Raw genomic sequence first — 14,774 nt, 5'->3', positions numbered from 1 at the left:
TGCCGCTCCTGATAGAATCCCGGAGTTTGCCGTTCGTACCAACCCTTCTCCTGAGTCCGCATGCTTGATTTCGTACGCAACAACCGCCGCTTGATGCTTCTGCTGCTGCTGGTGCTTGTCTTCCCGTCGTTCGTATTCTTCGGCGTGGAAAGCTACTCGCGCTTCATGGACAGCTCGCACGACGCAGCCAAGGTCGACGGCCGCGCGATCACCACGCAGGAAGTCGACAACGTCGTGCGCGACCAGAGCGAGCGCATGCGCCAGGTGCTCGGCCCCAACTATGACCCGCGCCAGTTCGAAGGCGCGCAGGCCCGCCAGCAGGTGCTCGACCAGCTCATCCTGCAGCGCGTGGTGGCCAACGACGTCGCCAACAAGCATCTGACGGTGTCCGACGTGGCGCTCCAGCAAGCTATCTACAGCATCCCGGCGATCGCCAGCCTGCCCAAGCAGGCCGACGGCCGCCTCGAGCCCAAGCCCTATCTCGAACTGCTGGCCCAGCAGGGCCTCACGCCCGAGCAGCTCGAGGCGCGCATGCGCTTCGACCTCGCCACGCAGCAGCTCGGCGGCTCGATCGGCGCCACGGCCTTCGTGCCCAAGTCGCTGCTCGACCGCCTGATCGCCATCCGCGACCAGCAGCGCGACGTGCAGGTGCTGCAGTTCAAGCCGGCCGATTTCGCCGCCAAGGTCACGCCCGACGAAGCCGCGCTGAAGGCGTACTACGAAAGCCACAAGACGCAGTTCGCCGTGCCCGAGCAGGCCAAGGTCGAATACCTGGTGCTGTCGGCCGACGCGCTGGCCGCCTCGACGCCGGTCACGCCCGAGGAACTCAAGTCCTACTACGACAGCAACATCGCGCGCTTTCGCACCGACGAGCAGCGCCGCGCCAGCCATATCCTGATCGCCTCGCCCAAGGACGCGCCGGCGGCGGACCGCAAGGCCGCCCAGGAAAAGGCGGCCAAGCTGCTGGAAGACCTGCGCAAGCATCCGGAAACCTTCGCCGACGTGGCGCGCAAGGAATCGAAGGATCCGGGCTCGGCGGAGAAGGGCGGCGACCTCGGCTTCATGGGCCGCGGCGCGCTGGTCAAGCCGTTCGAGGACGCCATGTTCTCGCTCAAGGACGGCCAGCTCAGCGATGTGGTGGAAACCGACTACGGCTACCACATCATCAAGCTCACCGGCATCAAGCCGGCCGAGACCAAGCCGCTCGACCAGGTCCGCACCGACCTCGAAGCCGAACTGCGCAAGCAGCTTGCCGCCAAGAAGTTCACCGAACTGGCCGACGCGTTCGGCAACACGGTCTATGAGCAGTCCGACAGCCTCAAGTCCGCCGCCGACAAGTTCAAGCTGACCATCCAGACCGCCGACGGCGTGACGCGCGAGCCGAACCCGGCGCTGGGCGCGCAGAACCCGCTCAACAACGACAAGCTGCTCAAGGCGCTGTTCAGCGAGGACTCGCTCAAGAACAAGCGCAACACCGAAGCCGTGCAGGTCGCGCCCAACATGCTGGTGGCGGCGCGCATCGTCGACTACCGCCCGGCCACCACGCGCAAGTTCGAAGACGTGCAGGCCAAGGTGCGCGAAGGCTACATCGCGCAGCAGGCCGCCGAGCTGGCCGACAAGGAAGGCGCGGCGCGCCTGGAAGCGCTCAAGAAGAGCGGCGCCGCCGAAGGCTTCGGCCCGGTGCTCACGGTGTCGCGCGCCAAGCCCGAGAACCTGCCGCCCAAGGCGCTGGAAGCCGTGATGCGCGCCGACGTCGCCAAGCTGCCCGCGCTGGTCGGCGTCGACCTCGGCGCGGACGGTTATGCCATCTATCGCATCGCCAAGGTCAGCCAGCCCGCGCAGGTGGACCCCGCGCAGCGCCAGGGCGAGGCCCAGCAGCTGGCGCAGATGGCCGGCCAGACCGAGCTCGAAGCGTTCTATGACAGCCTGAAGGCGGCAGCGAAGGTGAAGGTGCTCAAGCCCGTCGCCGCGGCCGCGAGCGAGGCCGCCGCGCAGTAAGGATTACCGGCAGCAAGACGACCCATCGGCACAAAGCCAGAGGCGCCCCAGCGGGCGCCTCTTTTTCATTCCGGCAGTCGTATGCCCTAGCGCTCGGCGGCGCGCGGCGCCGGCGCCTTCAGCAGCGGCCTGAGCTGCGGCCACACCGTATCGAGCAGCGTGCCCTGCGCCTGCGCCGTGGGATGCATGCGGTCCTGCTGGAACCAGTCCGGCCGGGCGATGACCCCTTCGAGCAGGAACGGCACCAGCCGCGTCTTGTATTCGCCGGCCAGCTTCGGGTAGAGCGCGAAAAAGCGTTCCGTGTAGTCCGGCCCGTAGTTGGGCGGGATGCGCATGCCGACCAGCAGTACGCCGGCCCGGGCCTGCTGCGCGGCGGTGACGATGCTGCGCAGGTTGGCCTCGGTGGTCTGCAGCGGCAGGCCGCGCAGCGCATCGTTGGCGCCGAGCTCCACGATTACCACGGCGGGGTGGTGGCGCGCCAGCAGGTCGGGCAGGCGGGTCTTGCCGCCCACGGTGGTCTCGCCGCTGATGCTGGCGTTCACGACGCTATAATCGAGGCGCTCGGCGCGCAGCCGGGCTTCCATCAGCTTGACCCAGCCCGCGTCGCGCGCGATGCCATACTCCGCGGACAGGCTGTCGCCCAGCACCAGGATGGCCGGCGCCGAGGCCGCCGCCGCCGTCAAGGGCAGCAGCGTGGCCGCACACAGCGCCAGCCCCAGCTTGCGCCAACCGCACCAGAACTTCTTGCTCATGTCTTCTTCCATTCTTGCTGTCGAGTCATTAGGAAAGACCGTAGCCGACACGACCGGTTCGCTGACGATTCTGCATGACGTCACGTTTTCCGTCACGCGCGGCGAAACGCTGGCCATCGTGGGAGCCTCCGGCTCGGGCAAGTCGACGCTGCTGGGCCTGCTGGCCGGCCTCGACCTGCCCACCACGGGCACGGTCCGGCTCAACGGCCAGGACCTGTTCCAGCTCGACGAGGACCAGCGCGCGGCGCAGCGCGGCCGCCACGTCGGCTTCGTGTTCCAGTCGTTCCAGCTGGTCGGCCACCTGACCGCGCTGGAGAACGTGATGCTGCCGCTGGAGCTGCGCGGCGAGACCGAAGGCGTGCGCGAACGCGCGGCCGACATGCTGGCGCGCGTCGGCCTGGGCGGGCGTCTTTCGCATTATCCGCGCACGCTGTCCGGCGGCGAGCAGCAGCGCGTGGCGCTGGCGCGCGCGTTCGTGGCGCGCCCGGACATCCTGTTCGCCGACGAGCCCACCGGCAGCCTCGACACCGCCACCGGCGAGGCCGTGATCGCGCTGATGTTCGAACTCAACCGCGATGCCGGCTCGACCCTGGTGCTGGTCACGCACGACCGCTCGGTGGCGGCGCGCTGCGGGCGCGTCCTGACCATCGAGGCCGGGCGCGTGGCCAGCGACGAGTTGATGGCGGCGCCGGTCTGAGCCGGCGGCGAACGAGACGCGCGGGAAGTCCGGGAAGTCCGGGAGGGGGCGGGAAAACTAGGCCGTGCCCAGCGCGGCGCGCGCGCGGGCGATCAGGCCGCTGGTGGAGGCGTCGTGCGGCGCCGGCGCGGCCACCGCGCCGGTCAGCTCGGCTTCGATCGGCTTGGCCAGGATCTTGCCCAGCTCCACGCCCCACTGGTCGAACGAATTGATGTTCCACACCACGCCCTGCACGAAGGTGCGGTGCTCGTACAGCGCGATCAGCGAGCCGAGCGCATGTGGCGTGATGTCTTCCATCAGCAGCGTGTTGCTGGGCCGGTTGCCTTCGAACACCATATGCGCGATGCGCACCTCGTCGGTCATGCCGGCGGCGCGCAGCTCGTCGGCGCTGCGCCCGCGCATCAGCGCCTCGCCCTGCGCGAAGCAGTTGGCCAGCAGCTTGGCATGGTGGCCGGGCAGCTCGCGCGGCGGCCGCAGCGGCGCCACGAAATCCACCGGCACGATCTGCGAGCCCTGGTGGATCAGCTGGAAATACGCATGCTGGCCGTTGGTGCCGGCCGAGCCCCACACCACCGGCGCGGTATGCGCGCGCACCGGGCGGCCGTCGAGCTGGACCGACTTGCCGTTGCTCTCCATCTCCAGTTGCTGGAGGAAGGCGGGAAACAGTTCCAGCGAGGTCGAGTAGGGCGCCATGCAGCTGGTCGGCATGCCGAAGAAATCGCGGTACCAGATGCCGATCATGGCCAGCACCACCGGCATGTTGCGCGCCAGCGGCGCGCCGGCGAAATGCTCGTCCATCGCGCGGCCGCCGGCCAGCAGGTCGGCGAAGGCATCGTAGCCGACCGCCAGCGCGATCGACAGGCCCACCGAGGACCACAGCGAGAAGCGTCCGCCGATCCAGTCCCAGAATTCGAACATGTGCGCCGGGTCGATGCCGAACGCGCGCACCGCCTCCACGTTGGTCGACACCGCGGCGAAGTGGCTGGCCAGTTGCGCCTGGCTCACGCCGCGCGACAGGAACCACGCGCGCGCGCTGTTGGCGTTGGCCATCGTCTCGAGCGTGGTGAAGGTCTTGGAGCAGACGATCACCAGGGTCTGCTCCGGGTCCAGCCGCGCCAGCGTCTCGGCCAGCTCGGTGCCGTCCACGTTGGAGACGAAATGCATGCGCGGCCCGCCGTCGGCCAGGTGCGACAGCGCCCGGCACACCATGCGCGGGCCCAGGTCCGAGCCGCCGATGCCGATGTTGATGACGTCGGTGATGCGCTTGCCGGTGGCGCCGGTCCACTCGCCGCCGCGCACCCGTTCGGAAAACACGCGCATGCGCTCGAGCACGGCATGGATCGCCGGCGTCACCGGCTTGCCGTCCACCTCGAAGGTGGTGCCGGGGCAGGCGCGCAGCGCGATGTGCAGCACCGCGCGGTCCTCGGTGGCGTTGATGTGGTCGCCGGCGAACATGGCGTCGCGGCGGCGGGCCACGCCGGCCTCGTCGGCCAGTTGCATCAGCAGCGCGAAGGTCTGCGGCGTGATGCGGTTCTTGGCGTAGTCGAGGTACAGGCCGGCGGCTTCCAGTGAGAATTGCGCGGCACGCTGGCTGGCATCGTCGGCATCGAACCAGTCGCGCATGGGGGTGTCGCGGATGGTCTCGTGGTGTTGCAGGAGGGAGCGCCAGGCGTGGAAATCAGTGGGCATGCGTGCGGAATTCTCTGGAGATTCTTTGATATGCAGTGCGGAAACCGGCCGGCGGCGCCGCGCATGAAGTATAGCGCCGCCACATGACGTGTTTTCGCCAAATAGCGGCAATAGACGGCATTGCTTCGTATTTCGAAACACTACCAAATAGGGGTATGGCGCGCTGTCGGTGCGTGGCTGACATTCAGCGCGCGCGGCCGAGCCTCCGCGCCAGCATGCGCAGCGCCGGTTCGCCGCCGGCCACGCACACGCCGCCGGCGCAGATCACGGCCACGCCCAGCGCCGTGATCCAGTCCGGCAGCTGGCCGAAGGCCAGGTAGCCGATGGCGGTGGCCGACAGGATCTGCAGGTAAAGGAAGGGGCTGAGGAACGATGCGTCCGCGTACTGGAACGCGCGGATCACGAAGTAGTGCCCGATCGAGCCGGTGATGCCGGTGCTCAGCAGCAGGCCCGCCTGCAGCGGCGTGGGCACCGACTCGAACCAGAAGAACGGCACCAGCGCGGTGGTCAGCGCCGCGCCGGTGACGCCGCTCTGGATCAGCGTGGTCATGGGCGCATCGTGCGCGGCGATGCGCCGCGTCAGCATCTGCATCAACGCGAACACCAGCGCCGACAGCAGGCCCAGCGCGATGCCCGGCCCGCTCAGTTCGCCGCCGGGGCGCACCACCACCAGCATGCCGGCGAAGCCGACCGCCACGCCGCTCCAGCGGCTGGCGCGCGCGTGGAAGCCGGGGCGCTCGCCGAGCAGCCACGGCGACAGCGCCACCACGAACAGCGGCGCGCAGAAATTGAGCGCGGTGGCCTCGGCCAGCGGCATCAGCCGGAGCACGCTGAAGAACACCAGCGTGGATACCAGCATCAGGCCGCCGCGCAGCCATTGCAGGGCCGGCTTCGCCGGGCGGCACTGCGCGCGGAAGCGCGCCGGCCCCAGCAGCAGGAAGATCGCCGCCACGTGGCCCACGTAGCGCACCCAGGCCACGCCCATCACCGGCAGGCCCTGCTGGGTCAGCATCTTGCTGCTGGCGTCGAGCAGGCTCAGGATCCACTGGCCCAGCACCAGCAGCGCCACGCCGGTCAGCAACTGGCGGCGGGCCGTGGCGGGCGCGGCGACGGATGCCGCGGTGGATGCCGTAGCGGAACCGGCCGGCGCCAGCGGCGCGGCGCGCTCGGCGGCGTCGCTCATGCGCGGCCCGGCTGCCGCAGCAGGTCGTTGAACAGCGCGCGCAGCGGCAGGTAGAGCTCGCTGGCGGTCAGCCCGGCCGGCCCGATGCCGTCGGCCACCAGGCGGTCGGCGGCGCGCCCGTGCAGCCATACCGCGGCCTGCGCGGCCTGCAGCGGCGGCATGCCCTGCGCCAGCAGCGCGCCGGCCATGCCGGCCAGCACGTCGCCGGTGCCGGCGGTGGCCAGGCCCGCGTTGCCGGTCGGGTTGACCGACAGCGCCACGCCGCCGGCCGCGTCGGGCGGTGCCGCGATCACCGTGCCGGAGCCCTTGAGCACCACCACCGCCTGCCACTGCGCCGCCAGCGCGCGCGCCGCGGCGAGGCGGTCGCGCTGGATCTCGGCCACGCTCAGGCCGGCCAGGCGCGCGGCTTCGAGCGGGTGCGGCGTCATCACGCGCACCGCCGCGCTGCCGGCCAGCAGCGCGGCCAGCGCGGGGTCGGCGGCCAGCAGGTTGAGCGCGTCGGCGTCCAATACCAGCGCCGGCGGTTCGGCCGCCGCCGCGCAGCCGTGCAGCAGTTGCGCGAGCTGCTTGCGCGCCGCCGTGCCGGTGCCCATGCCGGGGCCGATCACCAGCGCGTTCATGGCGGACAGGTCGACCTCCGCGATCGGGTGCAGCATCAGTTCCGGATGCACCGGATCGAGCAGCGGCGCCGGCTGCGCCAGGAAGGCGATGTGCACGCGCCCGGCGCCGAGGTGCTGCGCGGCGCGCGCGCCCAGCAGCGGCGCGCCGGTCATGCCCACGCCGCCGCCGATCACCGCCAGCGAGCCGAAGCTGCCCTTGTTGGTGGCATGCCGGCGCGCCGGCAGCGCCGCGGCGAACGAGGCCGGCACGTTGACCGTGGCGCACGCATGCTCGGCCGGCGGATAGATCAGGTCGAGCGGGGCGATGTCCACCTCGCCCGCGCAGTCGCGGCCGTCCAGCGTCAGCAGGCCCGGCTTGGCGCCGATGAAGGTCAGCGTGCGGCATGCGCATACCGCCGGCGCGCCGGCGCCGGTGTCGGCGAACAGGCCGCTGGGAATGTCGAGGGCGAACACCGGCAGCCCGGCGCCGTTGAGATGCGCGATCCACTGCGCGACGTAGCCGTCGGCGGGGCGGTTGAGGCCGATGCCGAGCAGGCCGTCGACCAGCGCGCGGGTCTCGGCCGGCAGCGGCGGCAGGCCGCCCTGGCAGGCGGACTGGGGCAGCACGCGCAGCGGCACGCCGGCGGCGCGAGCCTCCAGCCAGGCGCGCGCCGCGTCGGCGGGCAGGCGGTCCGGCTCGGCCGTGAGCCAGGCCTGCACCGCGCGCCCGGCCAGGTGCAGGCGGGTGGCGGCCACCAGCGCGTCGCCGCCGTTGTTGCCCGGGCCGGCCAGCATCAGCAGCGGGCCGTCCGGCGCATGCCGCGCCAGCCAGTCCGCGGCGGCGGCGCCGGCGCGCGACATCAGCTCGAAGGCGGGCAGCGTCGCCATCGCCGCGGCCTCGATGCGGCGGATGGCGGCCACGTCGTAGAGCGGGATGCCGGCGGCGCTGGCGGCGTCGAGCGGCAGCCAGGCCGCGGCGGAATGGGAAGCGGGCAGGGGTGTGTGCATGGTCAGCGCGGCCCGAGGCCGTAGCGGGCGGGCGTGAGGCCCTCCAGGTCGATGGCGGCGGCGTTGCCGGCGATCAGGTCGGCGGCGATGCGGCCCGAGCCGCAGGCCATCGCCCAGCCGGTCGAGCCGTGGCCGAGGTTGAGGAACAGGCCGGGCACGGCGGTGGCGCCGATCAGCGGCGGGCCGTCCGGCAGCATCGGGCGCGCGCCGGCCCACAGCGTGGCATTGCCGTAGTGGCCGGCCACCGGGAACCAGTCGCGCGCCACCTTGAGCAGGGTGTTGACGGCGGCCGGGCGCAGGTCGAGCCGGCGCGAGCCGAGCTCGGCCGTGCCGGCCACGCGCAGGCGGTTGCCCATGCGCGTGATGGCCACCTTGTACGACTCGTCCATCAGCGCGGCCAGCGGCGCCTGCAGCTCGTCGCTGACCTGCACGGTGGCGGAGTATCCCTTGACCGGGTAGAGCGGGATGCGCAGGCCGAGCGGGCGCAGCAGCGCGGCGCTGCCCACGCCCGCGCACACCAGCATGCGGTCCGCGGTGAGCGTCTCGGGCGCGCCGCCGGCGGCGTGGCCCGCATCGTGGCCCGTGCCATGGTCCACAGCGCGCAGGTCCAGCGCGAGCCCGCCGCCCGGCAGCGGGCGCGGCGCGCCGGCGTCGCGGTCCATGACGAAGCGCACGCCCGCGGCCTCGGCCAGCGTGCGCAGGCGCCGCACGAACATCGGGCAGTTGCCGGACTCGTCCTCGGGCAGGTGCAGGCCGCCGGCCAGCGGCGTGTCGGTGGTCAGGCCGGGCTCGATGCCGCGGCAGCCGTCGGCGTCGACCAGGCGGTGCGGCACCTTGTGCTCGCGCAGCAGCGCCAGCGCCGGCTCGGCCAGCGCCAGGTCGCGCCGCGTGCGGAACAGTTGCAGGTAGCCCTGCGACTGCTCGTAGTCGATCTCGAGCTTGCCGCGCAGCGCGTGCAGGCATTCGCGGCTGTAGAAGGCCAGCCGCTGCATGCGCAGCTTGTTCACGCGATAGCGCTCCAGCGTGCATTCGCCGAGCCAGCGCGCGATCCAGCGCCACATGGCCGGGTCGGCGCTGGGGCGGAACAGCACCGGCGAGGTGCTGGCGAACAGGTTGCGCAGCACCTTGCCGGGCATGCCCGGCGCGGCCCACGGCGTGACGTAGCCGGGCGCGATCACGCCGGCGTTGCCGAAGCTCGATTCCTGCGCGGGCGCCGCGCGCCGCTCGACCACGGTCACGTCGAAGCCGGCTTCGCGCAGATACCAGGCCGAGCACACGCCGATCACGCCGGCGCCGATCACGATCACATGCATGGCACTCCGTCGGGGCCGCGGCCCCCGCTGTTGCGCAATGCCGCCGGCGGCATGCGGCGGCCGGCAGCGCGGTCCTACTTCAGTTCCTTCTGCATCACCACGTCGGGCAGCCACGTGACCAGCGTCGGCCACACCGTGATGATGCCGATGGCGATCACCATCATCATGAAGAACGGCAGCGAGACCCGCGCGATGTAGTTGCTGTCCTTGCCTGTCATGCTCTGCAGCACGAACAGGTTGAAGCCGACCGGCGGCGTGACCTCGGCGATCTCCACCAGCAGCACGATGAATATCCCGAACCATACCAGATCGAAGCCCGCCGCCTGCACCATCGGCAGCACCGTGGCGGTGGTCAGCGCGATCATGGAAATGCCGTCCAGCGCGGTGCCCAGCAGGATGTAGATCACCGTCAGCACGGCGATCAGCGCCCACGGCGACAGGTGCATCGACGCTACCCACTCGGCCAGCGCGCGCGGAATGCCGGTGAAGCTCATCGTCACCGACAGGAACGAGGTGGCGCCCAGCACGAACATGATCATGGCGGTCAGCCGCGTGGCCGACATCAGGCTCTCCCAGAACGCCTTGCGCGTCAGCGAGCCGCCCGCCCAGGCCAGCGCCAGCGAGGCCACCACGCCGTAGGCGGCGGCCTCGGTGGCGGTGGAGTAGCCGGTGATCATGATCCAGGTGATGAAGGCGATCAGGATCATGCACGGCATCAACTGGCGGATCGAGGCCAGGCGCGCGCGCCAGCCGAAGTGCTCGGCCGGCGGCGTCTTGTCCGGGTTGGACAGCGCCCACGCCACGATGTAGCCCGAGAACAGCAGCATCAGCAGCAGGCCCGGCAGGAAGCCGGCCAGGAACACGCGGATGATCGACACGTCCGCCGACACCGCGTACACCACCATCGTGATCGACGGCGGGATCAGGATGCCGAGCGTGCCGGCGCACGACAGCGAGCCCAGCGTCACGCGCTCGTCGTAGCCGCGCCGCGTGAGTTCGGGCAGCGCCGACTTGGCGATGGTGGCGCAGGTGGCGGCCGACGAGCCCGACACCGAGCCGAAGATGCCGCAGCCCAGAATGTTGACGTGCATGAGCCGCCCGGGCAGCCAGTTCAGCCACGGCGACAGGCCGTTGAACATCTGCTCGGACAGCTTGGTGCGGAACAGGATCTCGCCCATCCACACGAACAGCGGCAGCGAGGCCAGCGTGTAGGACGCGCTCGAGGACCACCACGCATTGGCCAGGTTGACCAGCGCGTCGTGGTCGGCGAAGACCACCAGCCCCACCCACGAGGTGACGGCGATGGCCACCGGGATCCACGCTCCGATCACCAGGAACACGATCATCACCAGCAGCAGGATCAGGGAAACCAGGACGGTGCTCATCAGACGGTCTCCCCGAAGTCGCCGGCGGCCAGCTTGGCCTCCTGCGCGAGCTGGTAGCGCGGCTTCTGGCGGCGCGCCACGCGCAGCAGCTCGTCGAGCACGGCCAGCGCGAAGCCGGCGCAGCCCAGCACCGCGAAGCTCTGCGGAATCCACAGCGGCACCACGATCTGTCCCTGCGAGACGTCGCCGATCTCCCAGCTCTGCCAGGCGAAGCTCAGCAGCGCCCAGGTGGCATAGCCGGCGAACACCGCGCAGATGGCGAGCGACAGCAGCTCGAGCCACCAGCGCTGGCGCGGGCTCACCGCTTCGAGCAGCATTTCCACGCGCACGATGCCGCCGTGCTGGAAGGTCTGGCCGAGCACGAGGAAGGCGGAGGCCGCGCACAGCCAGGCGACGATGTCGTCGCCGCCCTTGAAGATGATGGTGGTCTCGCGCGAGAAGGACATCAGGATCATGATGATGCAGACCCCGAGGATGCACAGCGCGCCGAGCACGGCGAACAGGTCAAGCAGCCGGTCGAGCCAGCGCTTGTTGACGGCAGGAGCTTCCATGACGGCAGAGGAGGGAGGATGCGGTGAAAGGAGACGCATGCCGCGGCGGCAGCGGGCGCCGCCGCGGCTGCGCGCGGGAAATGCACGGGAAACGCGCGGTGGCGCCGCGTGCCGCGTGCATGGCGCCGGTCCGGCGCCGGCTGCCCGGCTTACTTCTTGTAGGCTTCGAGAATGGCCTTGCCGTCGTCGCCGGCGCTCCTGGCCCATTCGTCGACCATGACCTGGCCGACCTTCTGCATGTCCTGCCGCAACTGCGGCGAGGGCGGCTGCACGGTCATGCCGTTCTTGCCGAGCACGGCGAGGTAGTCGCGCGTCTTCTGCTCGGAGACCTGCCAGCCGCGCTTCTCGGCCTCGGCCACGGTCTTGAGCAGGGCGTCCTGGGTCGGCTTGTCCAGCGCGGCGAAGGCCTTCTTGCTGACCACCAGCATGTTCTTCGGCAGCCAGGCGTCCACGGTGTAGAAGTACTTCACGCTTTCCCACACCTTGGTGTCCACGCCGGTGGCGCCCGAGGACATGAAGGAATTGACGGTGCCGGTGGCCAGCGCCTGGGCGAGGTCGGCGGCCTGGATCGTGACCGGCTGCGCGCCGACCAGCTCGGCGATCTTGGAGGTGGCGGGATTGTAGGCGCGCCACTTGAGGCCCTTCATGTCGGCCGCGGCGTTGATCGGCTTGTTGGCGTAGATGCCCTGCGGCGGCCACGCCACCGCGTAGAGCAGCTTCATGCCCTGCTTGTCGAGCACCTTGTCGGTGACGGCGCGCGAGGCCTGCCACAGCTTGTAGGAATCCTGGTAGCTGGTGGCCAGGAAGGGCACCGCGTCCACGCCGAACACCGGGTTCTCGTTGGCCAGCAGCGACATCAGGATCTCGCCCATCTGCACCTGGCCGGTCTGCACGCCGCGCTTGATCTCGTTGGCCTTGAGCAGCGAGCCGTTGGGATGGATCAGGATCTTGAGCTTGCCGCCGGTGGCCTTCTCCACGTCGTTGGCCATCTGCTGCAGGTTCTCGGTGTGCAGGTTGTTGGTGGGGTAGCCGGTCGGCAGGTCCCACCTGGTCTGTGCCTGCGCCACGGGGGCCAGCGCCGACGCGGCGGCCAGCACCCCGCCCAGCAGCATGTACTTCAGTATTGCCTTCCCTTGCATCGATCTCTCCTGGTTGGTCGTTGCGGCTCGGTCTGTTCTGGTACGGTTTTTCTGTGCGGCTTGGGTCCTGCGTGTGTTTCGTGTGCTGCGTGGGTGCTGCATGGCGGTGCCCGTCCCGCGCGCGCGGCCTGGCTCAGGGGCCGCGCGGCGCGAAGGCCCGCCCGGGGGGCGAGCGTGTCAGGCGGCGGGCCTGACGATGGTTTCCAATGCAATTGCCGTGCCCAGCAACTGCGCGTCGCGCAGCGCACCGTGCGAGAGCATCAGCCCGACCGGCAGCTCGCCCGGCTGGTGGCAGGGCAGCGAGATCGAGCAGCCGTCGAGGAAGTTGAAGGCCGAGGTGTTGCGCAACAGCAGCGCGTTGGTGCGGAAGAAGAGGTCGTCGTCCGCCAGCAGCGGCGCGACCGGCGGCGCCACCATCGGCACCGTGGGGCAGGCCACCGCGTCGAAGCCTTCGATGCGCGCCAGCACGCGCGCGATCCAGGCGGCGCGCGCGCGCACCAGGTCCACGTAGTCGGGCGCGCTCATGGCGGCGCCGCGCTCGATGCGCATGGCCACGCGCGGGTCGTACTGGCCGCGCCGGGCCGCCAGCACGTGGCGGTGGATGGCGTAGGCCTCGGGCGCGGTGAAGCCGCCGGTGGCGTTGATGCCGGGCAGCTCGGCCAGTTCGGGCAGGTCGACCGGCTCGATGCGCACGCCGGCCGCGGACAGCAGGCCGAGGGTGCGGTCGAACGCGCGCGCCACGGTGGCGTCGAGGTCGTCCAGCAGGTACTGGCGCGGCACGGCCAGGCGGATGCCCGCCGCGGCCTTGCTGGCCGGCACCACGGCCTGGTCGGCGATCACGCTGTCGACCAGCGCGCAGTCGTGCACCGAGCGCGCCATCGCGCAGGCGGTGTCCAGCGTGTAGGACAGCGGAAACGCGCCGTCGAGCGGCACCCGGCGCTGGGTCGGCTTGAAGCCGGTCAGGCCGCACAGCGCGGCCGGGATGCGGATCGAGCCGCCGGTGTCGCTGCCCAGCCCGGCCACCGCCAGCCCCAGCGCCACGGACACCGCCGCGCCCGACGACGAGCCGCCCGGAATGCGCGCCACGCTGCGGTCGGCCGGGTTGACCGGCGTGCCGAAATGCGGGTTGATGCCGACGCCGGAGAACGCGAACTCGGTCATGTTGGTGCGCCCGATCAGCGCCGCGCCGGCCTCGCGCAGGCGGCGCACGACGGTGGCGTCCGCGGCGGCCGGCGCCGCATCGTCGCGCACCGGGGAGCCCGCGCGCGTGACCTCGCCGGCCACGTCGAACAGGTCCTTGACCGAGACCGGCAGGCCCGCGAGCGGATGCAGCGGCTGGCCCGCGCGGGCGGCGGCGTCGGCTGCGCGCGCGGTCTCGGCGGCGGCCTCGAAGGTGGCGTGGAGCAGCACGGACTGCGCCGCGGGCTGCCGCGCCAGTTCGGCCGCGGCGGCGATCACGCCGGCGCGCGTGGCGCTGCCGTCGTGAAGTTTTGTCTGCAATGTATGGATATCGGTGGGCATCTGGTTCGCGGTTCAGCCGCGCTCGGCAAGGTTCGGGTCGAGTCTAGCCAGTGCGCCGGTGCCGCGCAACCAGAGCGCCGGCGGGCGTCGCGCTAGCCCCGCGATAGTGCGTCCGCCGGTTTTCCTGCCCTGTCTTCGTGCAGAATCCACTGCTACGTCCCCGATGTTTTGCTTGGATTTATTTGGTGTTTATCCTCATAATTTGTTTATAAACTGTCAAGCCAAATCTGCGGGCCAAGCCCCCGGGGATATACCTAGCCGGGCCGCCGGCCGCGCCACGCCGGCGCATCGGACCAACAATGAGAGAGAGGAGTGTAGACATGGCGCGTAAGCCAGCCGCCGGCCAGGACCCGGCCGAGCACGACAACGGCGCGCAGGACGCGCCCGCGCGGTCCGCCGCCGCAGCCACCACGTTGCCGCGCGCGGTCGGGCCCAACATCGTGTCGTCCTCGCACCTGGTGTCCGAGCGCAGCCCCGAGCTGTCCGAGTTCGAGTTCGGCCTGAACACCGCCTACAACGCCTACAGCCGCTGGGTGGTGCGCTGCATGGGCGCCTCCGGCGTGCGCGACCTGACCTTCCTCGACGTGCTGGTGCTCCATCACGTCAACCACCGCGCGCGGCCCAAGCGGCTGGCCGACATCTGCTTCGTGCTGAACGTGGAAGACACCCACCTCGTCACCTACGCGCTGAAGAAGCTGCAAGGCATGGGGCTGGTGGAGGGCGAACGCGTCGGCAAGGAAGCCATCTACACCACCACGCCGGCCGGCACCCAGGCCTGCGCGCGCTACCGCGAGATCCGCGAGCAGTGCCTGACCAGCAATTTCACCGCCGGCAGCGCGGAGAACGCCGAGATCGGCGAGCTGGCGCGGCTGCTGCGCGTGCTCACCGGCCTGTACGAGCAGGCCGCGCGCTCGGCCACTTCGCTGTAGGCCGCGGCAT

The 14,774-nt window shown here is 70.8% G+C and carries 12 protein-coding genes; 3 read left to right on the top strand and 9 right to left on the bottom strand.

The annotated features are described in order from the left end of the window. Positions 1-60: 60 nt before the first annotated feature. Positions 61-1,998, top strand: coding sequence for a SurA N-terminal domain-containing protein (locus AC3WXD_RS31625; protein ID WP_020203702.1), 1,938 nt, complete (start codon positions 61-63; stop codon positions 1,996-1,998). Positions 1,999-2,084: 86 nt separating this feature from the next. Here the strand turns inward: AC3WXD_RS31625 and AC3WXD_RS31620 are convergent, their stop codons facing one another. Continuing rightward, on the bottom strand, positions 2,085-2,750 hold the full coding sequence (locus tag AC3WXD_RS31620) for an arylesterase (protein WP_492325410.1): 666 nt from the start codon (positions 2,748-2,750) through the stop codon (positions 2,085-2,087). On the opposite strand from AC3WXD_RS31620, the gene AC3WXD_RS31615 reads away from it, so the two are divergent. Then, positions 2,749-3,447, top strand: coding sequence for an ABC transporter ATP-binding protein (locus AC3WXD_RS31615; protein ID WP_029043755.1), 699 nt, complete (start codon positions 2,749-2,751; stop codon positions 3,445-3,447). The two genes, AC3WXD_RS31620 and AC3WXD_RS31615, sit on opposite strands and share 2 nt — an antisense overlap. 57 nt (positions 3,448-3,504) lie before the next feature. On the opposite strand, the gene pgi is transcribed toward AC3WXD_RS31615, so the two are convergent. The 8 genes from pgi to AC3WXD_RS31575 form a co-directional block, all read right to left on the bottom strand. Further along, on the bottom strand, positions 3,505-5,136 hold the full coding sequence (pgi, locus tag AC3WXD_RS31610) for a glucose-6-phosphate isomerase (protein WP_492325409.1): 1,632 nt from the start codon (positions 5,134-5,136) through the stop codon (positions 3,505-3,507). A 184-nt stretch (positions 5,137-5,320) separates the two neighbouring features. Continuing rightward, the gene (locus AC3WXD_RS31605; protein ID WP_492325408.1) at positions 5,321-6,319 is read right to left on the bottom strand and encodes a DMT family transporter; all 999 of its coding nucleotides are present in this window, start codon (positions 6,317-6,319) and stop codon (positions 5,321-5,323) included. Then, entirely contained in the window at positions 6,316-7,926 is a 1,611-nt protein-coding gene (locus AC3WXD_RS31600) for an NAD(P)H-hydrate dehydratase (protein ID WP_020203697.1), read from the bottom strand. Before AC3WXD_RS31600 ends, AC3WXD_RS31605 begins: the two co-directional genes overlap by 4 nt. 2 nt (positions 7,927-7,928) lie before the next feature. Next, positions 7,929-9,239, bottom strand: a complete 1,311-nt coding sequence (locus tag AC3WXD_RS31595) for a D-amino acid dehydrogenase (protein ID WP_059412677.1) — start codon at positions 9,237-9,239, stop codon at positions 7,929-7,931. A gap of 74 nt (positions 9,240-9,313) precedes the next feature. Further along, positions 9,314-10,624 (bottom strand): TRAP transporter large permease, encoded by a 1,311-nt coding sequence (locus AC3WXD_RS31590; RefSeq protein ID WP_020203695.1) that lies wholly within the window; start codon positions 10,622-10,624, stop codon positions 9,314-9,316. After that, positions 10,624-11,175, bottom strand: a complete 552-nt coding sequence (locus AC3WXD_RS31585; protein ID WP_020203694.1) for a TRAP transporter small permease subunit — start codon at positions 11,173-11,175, stop codon at positions 10,624-10,626. The genes AC3WXD_RS31590 and AC3WXD_RS31585 overlap by 1 nt, the downstream gene beginning before the upstream one ends. 149 nt (positions 11,176-11,324) lie before the next feature. Next, positions 11,325-12,287: a TRAP transporter substrate-binding protein gene (locus AC3WXD_RS31580; protein ID WP_020203693.1), complete on the bottom strand. Its 963-nt coding sequence runs from the start codon at positions 12,285-12,287 to the stop codon at positions 11,325-11,327. A gap of 204 nt (positions 12,288-12,491) precedes the next feature. Next, positions 12,492-13,835: an amidase gene (locus AC3WXD_RS31575; protein WP_492325407.1), complete on the bottom strand. Its 1,344-nt coding sequence runs from the start codon at positions 13,833-13,835 to the stop codon at positions 12,492-12,494. Positions 13,836-14,155: 320 nt separating this feature from the next. Here AC3WXD_RS31575 and AC3WXD_RS31570 point away from each other — a divergent pair, with 320 nt between their 5' ends. After that, the gene (locus AC3WXD_RS31570; RefSeq protein ID WP_020203691.1) at positions 14,156-14,764 is read left to right on the top strand and encodes a winged helix DNA-binding protein; all 609 of its coding nucleotides are present in this window, start codon (positions 14,156-14,158) and stop codon (positions 14,762-14,764) included. The last annotated feature ends 10 nt before the right edge of the window (positions 14,765-14,774 follow it).

The organism is Cupriavidus sp. FW216-B1, assembly GCF_058789195.1.
This window is presented reverse-complemented; position numbering and strand designations above follow the sequence as displayed.

Coding starts and splice junctions, on each gene's coding strand:
- AC3WXD_RS31625 (WP_020203702.1), top strand. CDS start 61: ATGCTTGATTTCGTACGCAACAACCGCCGCTTGATGCTTCTGCTGCTG.
- AC3WXD_RS31615 (WP_029043755.1), top strand. CDS start 2,749: ATGTCTTCTTCCATTCTTGCTGTCGAGTCATTAGGAAAGACCGTAGCC.
- AC3WXD_RS31620 (WP_492325410.1), bottom strand. CDS start 2,750: ATGAGCAAGAAGTTCTGGTGCGGTTGGCGCAAGCTGGGGCTGGCGCTG.
- pgi (WP_492325409.1), bottom strand. CDS start 5,136: ATGCCCACTGATTTCCACGCCTGGCGCTCCCTCCTGCAACACCACGAG.
- AC3WXD_RS31605 (WP_492325408.1), bottom strand. CDS start 6,319: ATGAGCGACGCCGCCGAGCGCGCCGCGCCGCTGGCGCCGGCCGGTTCC.
- AC3WXD_RS31600 (WP_020203697.1), bottom strand. CDS start 7,926: ATGCACACACCCCTGCCCGCTTCCCATTCCGCCGCGGCCTGGCTGCCG.
- AC3WXD_RS31595 (WP_059412677.1), bottom strand. CDS start 9,239: ATGCATGTGATCGTGATCGGCGCCGGCGTGATCGGCGTGTGCTCGGCC.
- AC3WXD_RS31590 (WP_020203695.1), bottom strand. CDS start 10,624: ATGAGCACCGTCCTGGTTTCCCTGATCCTGCTGCTGGTGATGATCGTG.
- AC3WXD_RS31585 (WP_020203694.1), bottom strand. CDS start 11,175: ATGGAAGCTCCTGCCGTCAACAAGCGCTGGCTCGACCGGCTGCTTGAC.
- AC3WXD_RS31580 (WP_020203693.1), bottom strand. CDS start 12,287: ATGCTGCTGGGCGGGGTGCTGGCCGCCGCGTCGGCGCTGGCCCCCGTG.
- AC3WXD_RS31575 (WP_492325407.1), bottom strand. CDS start 13,835: ATGCCCACCGATATCCATACATTGCAGACAAAACTTCACGACGGCAGC.
- AC3WXD_RS31570 (WP_020203691.1), top strand. CDS start 14,156: ATGGCGCGTAAGCCAGCCGCCGGCCAGGACCCGGCCGAGCACGACAAC.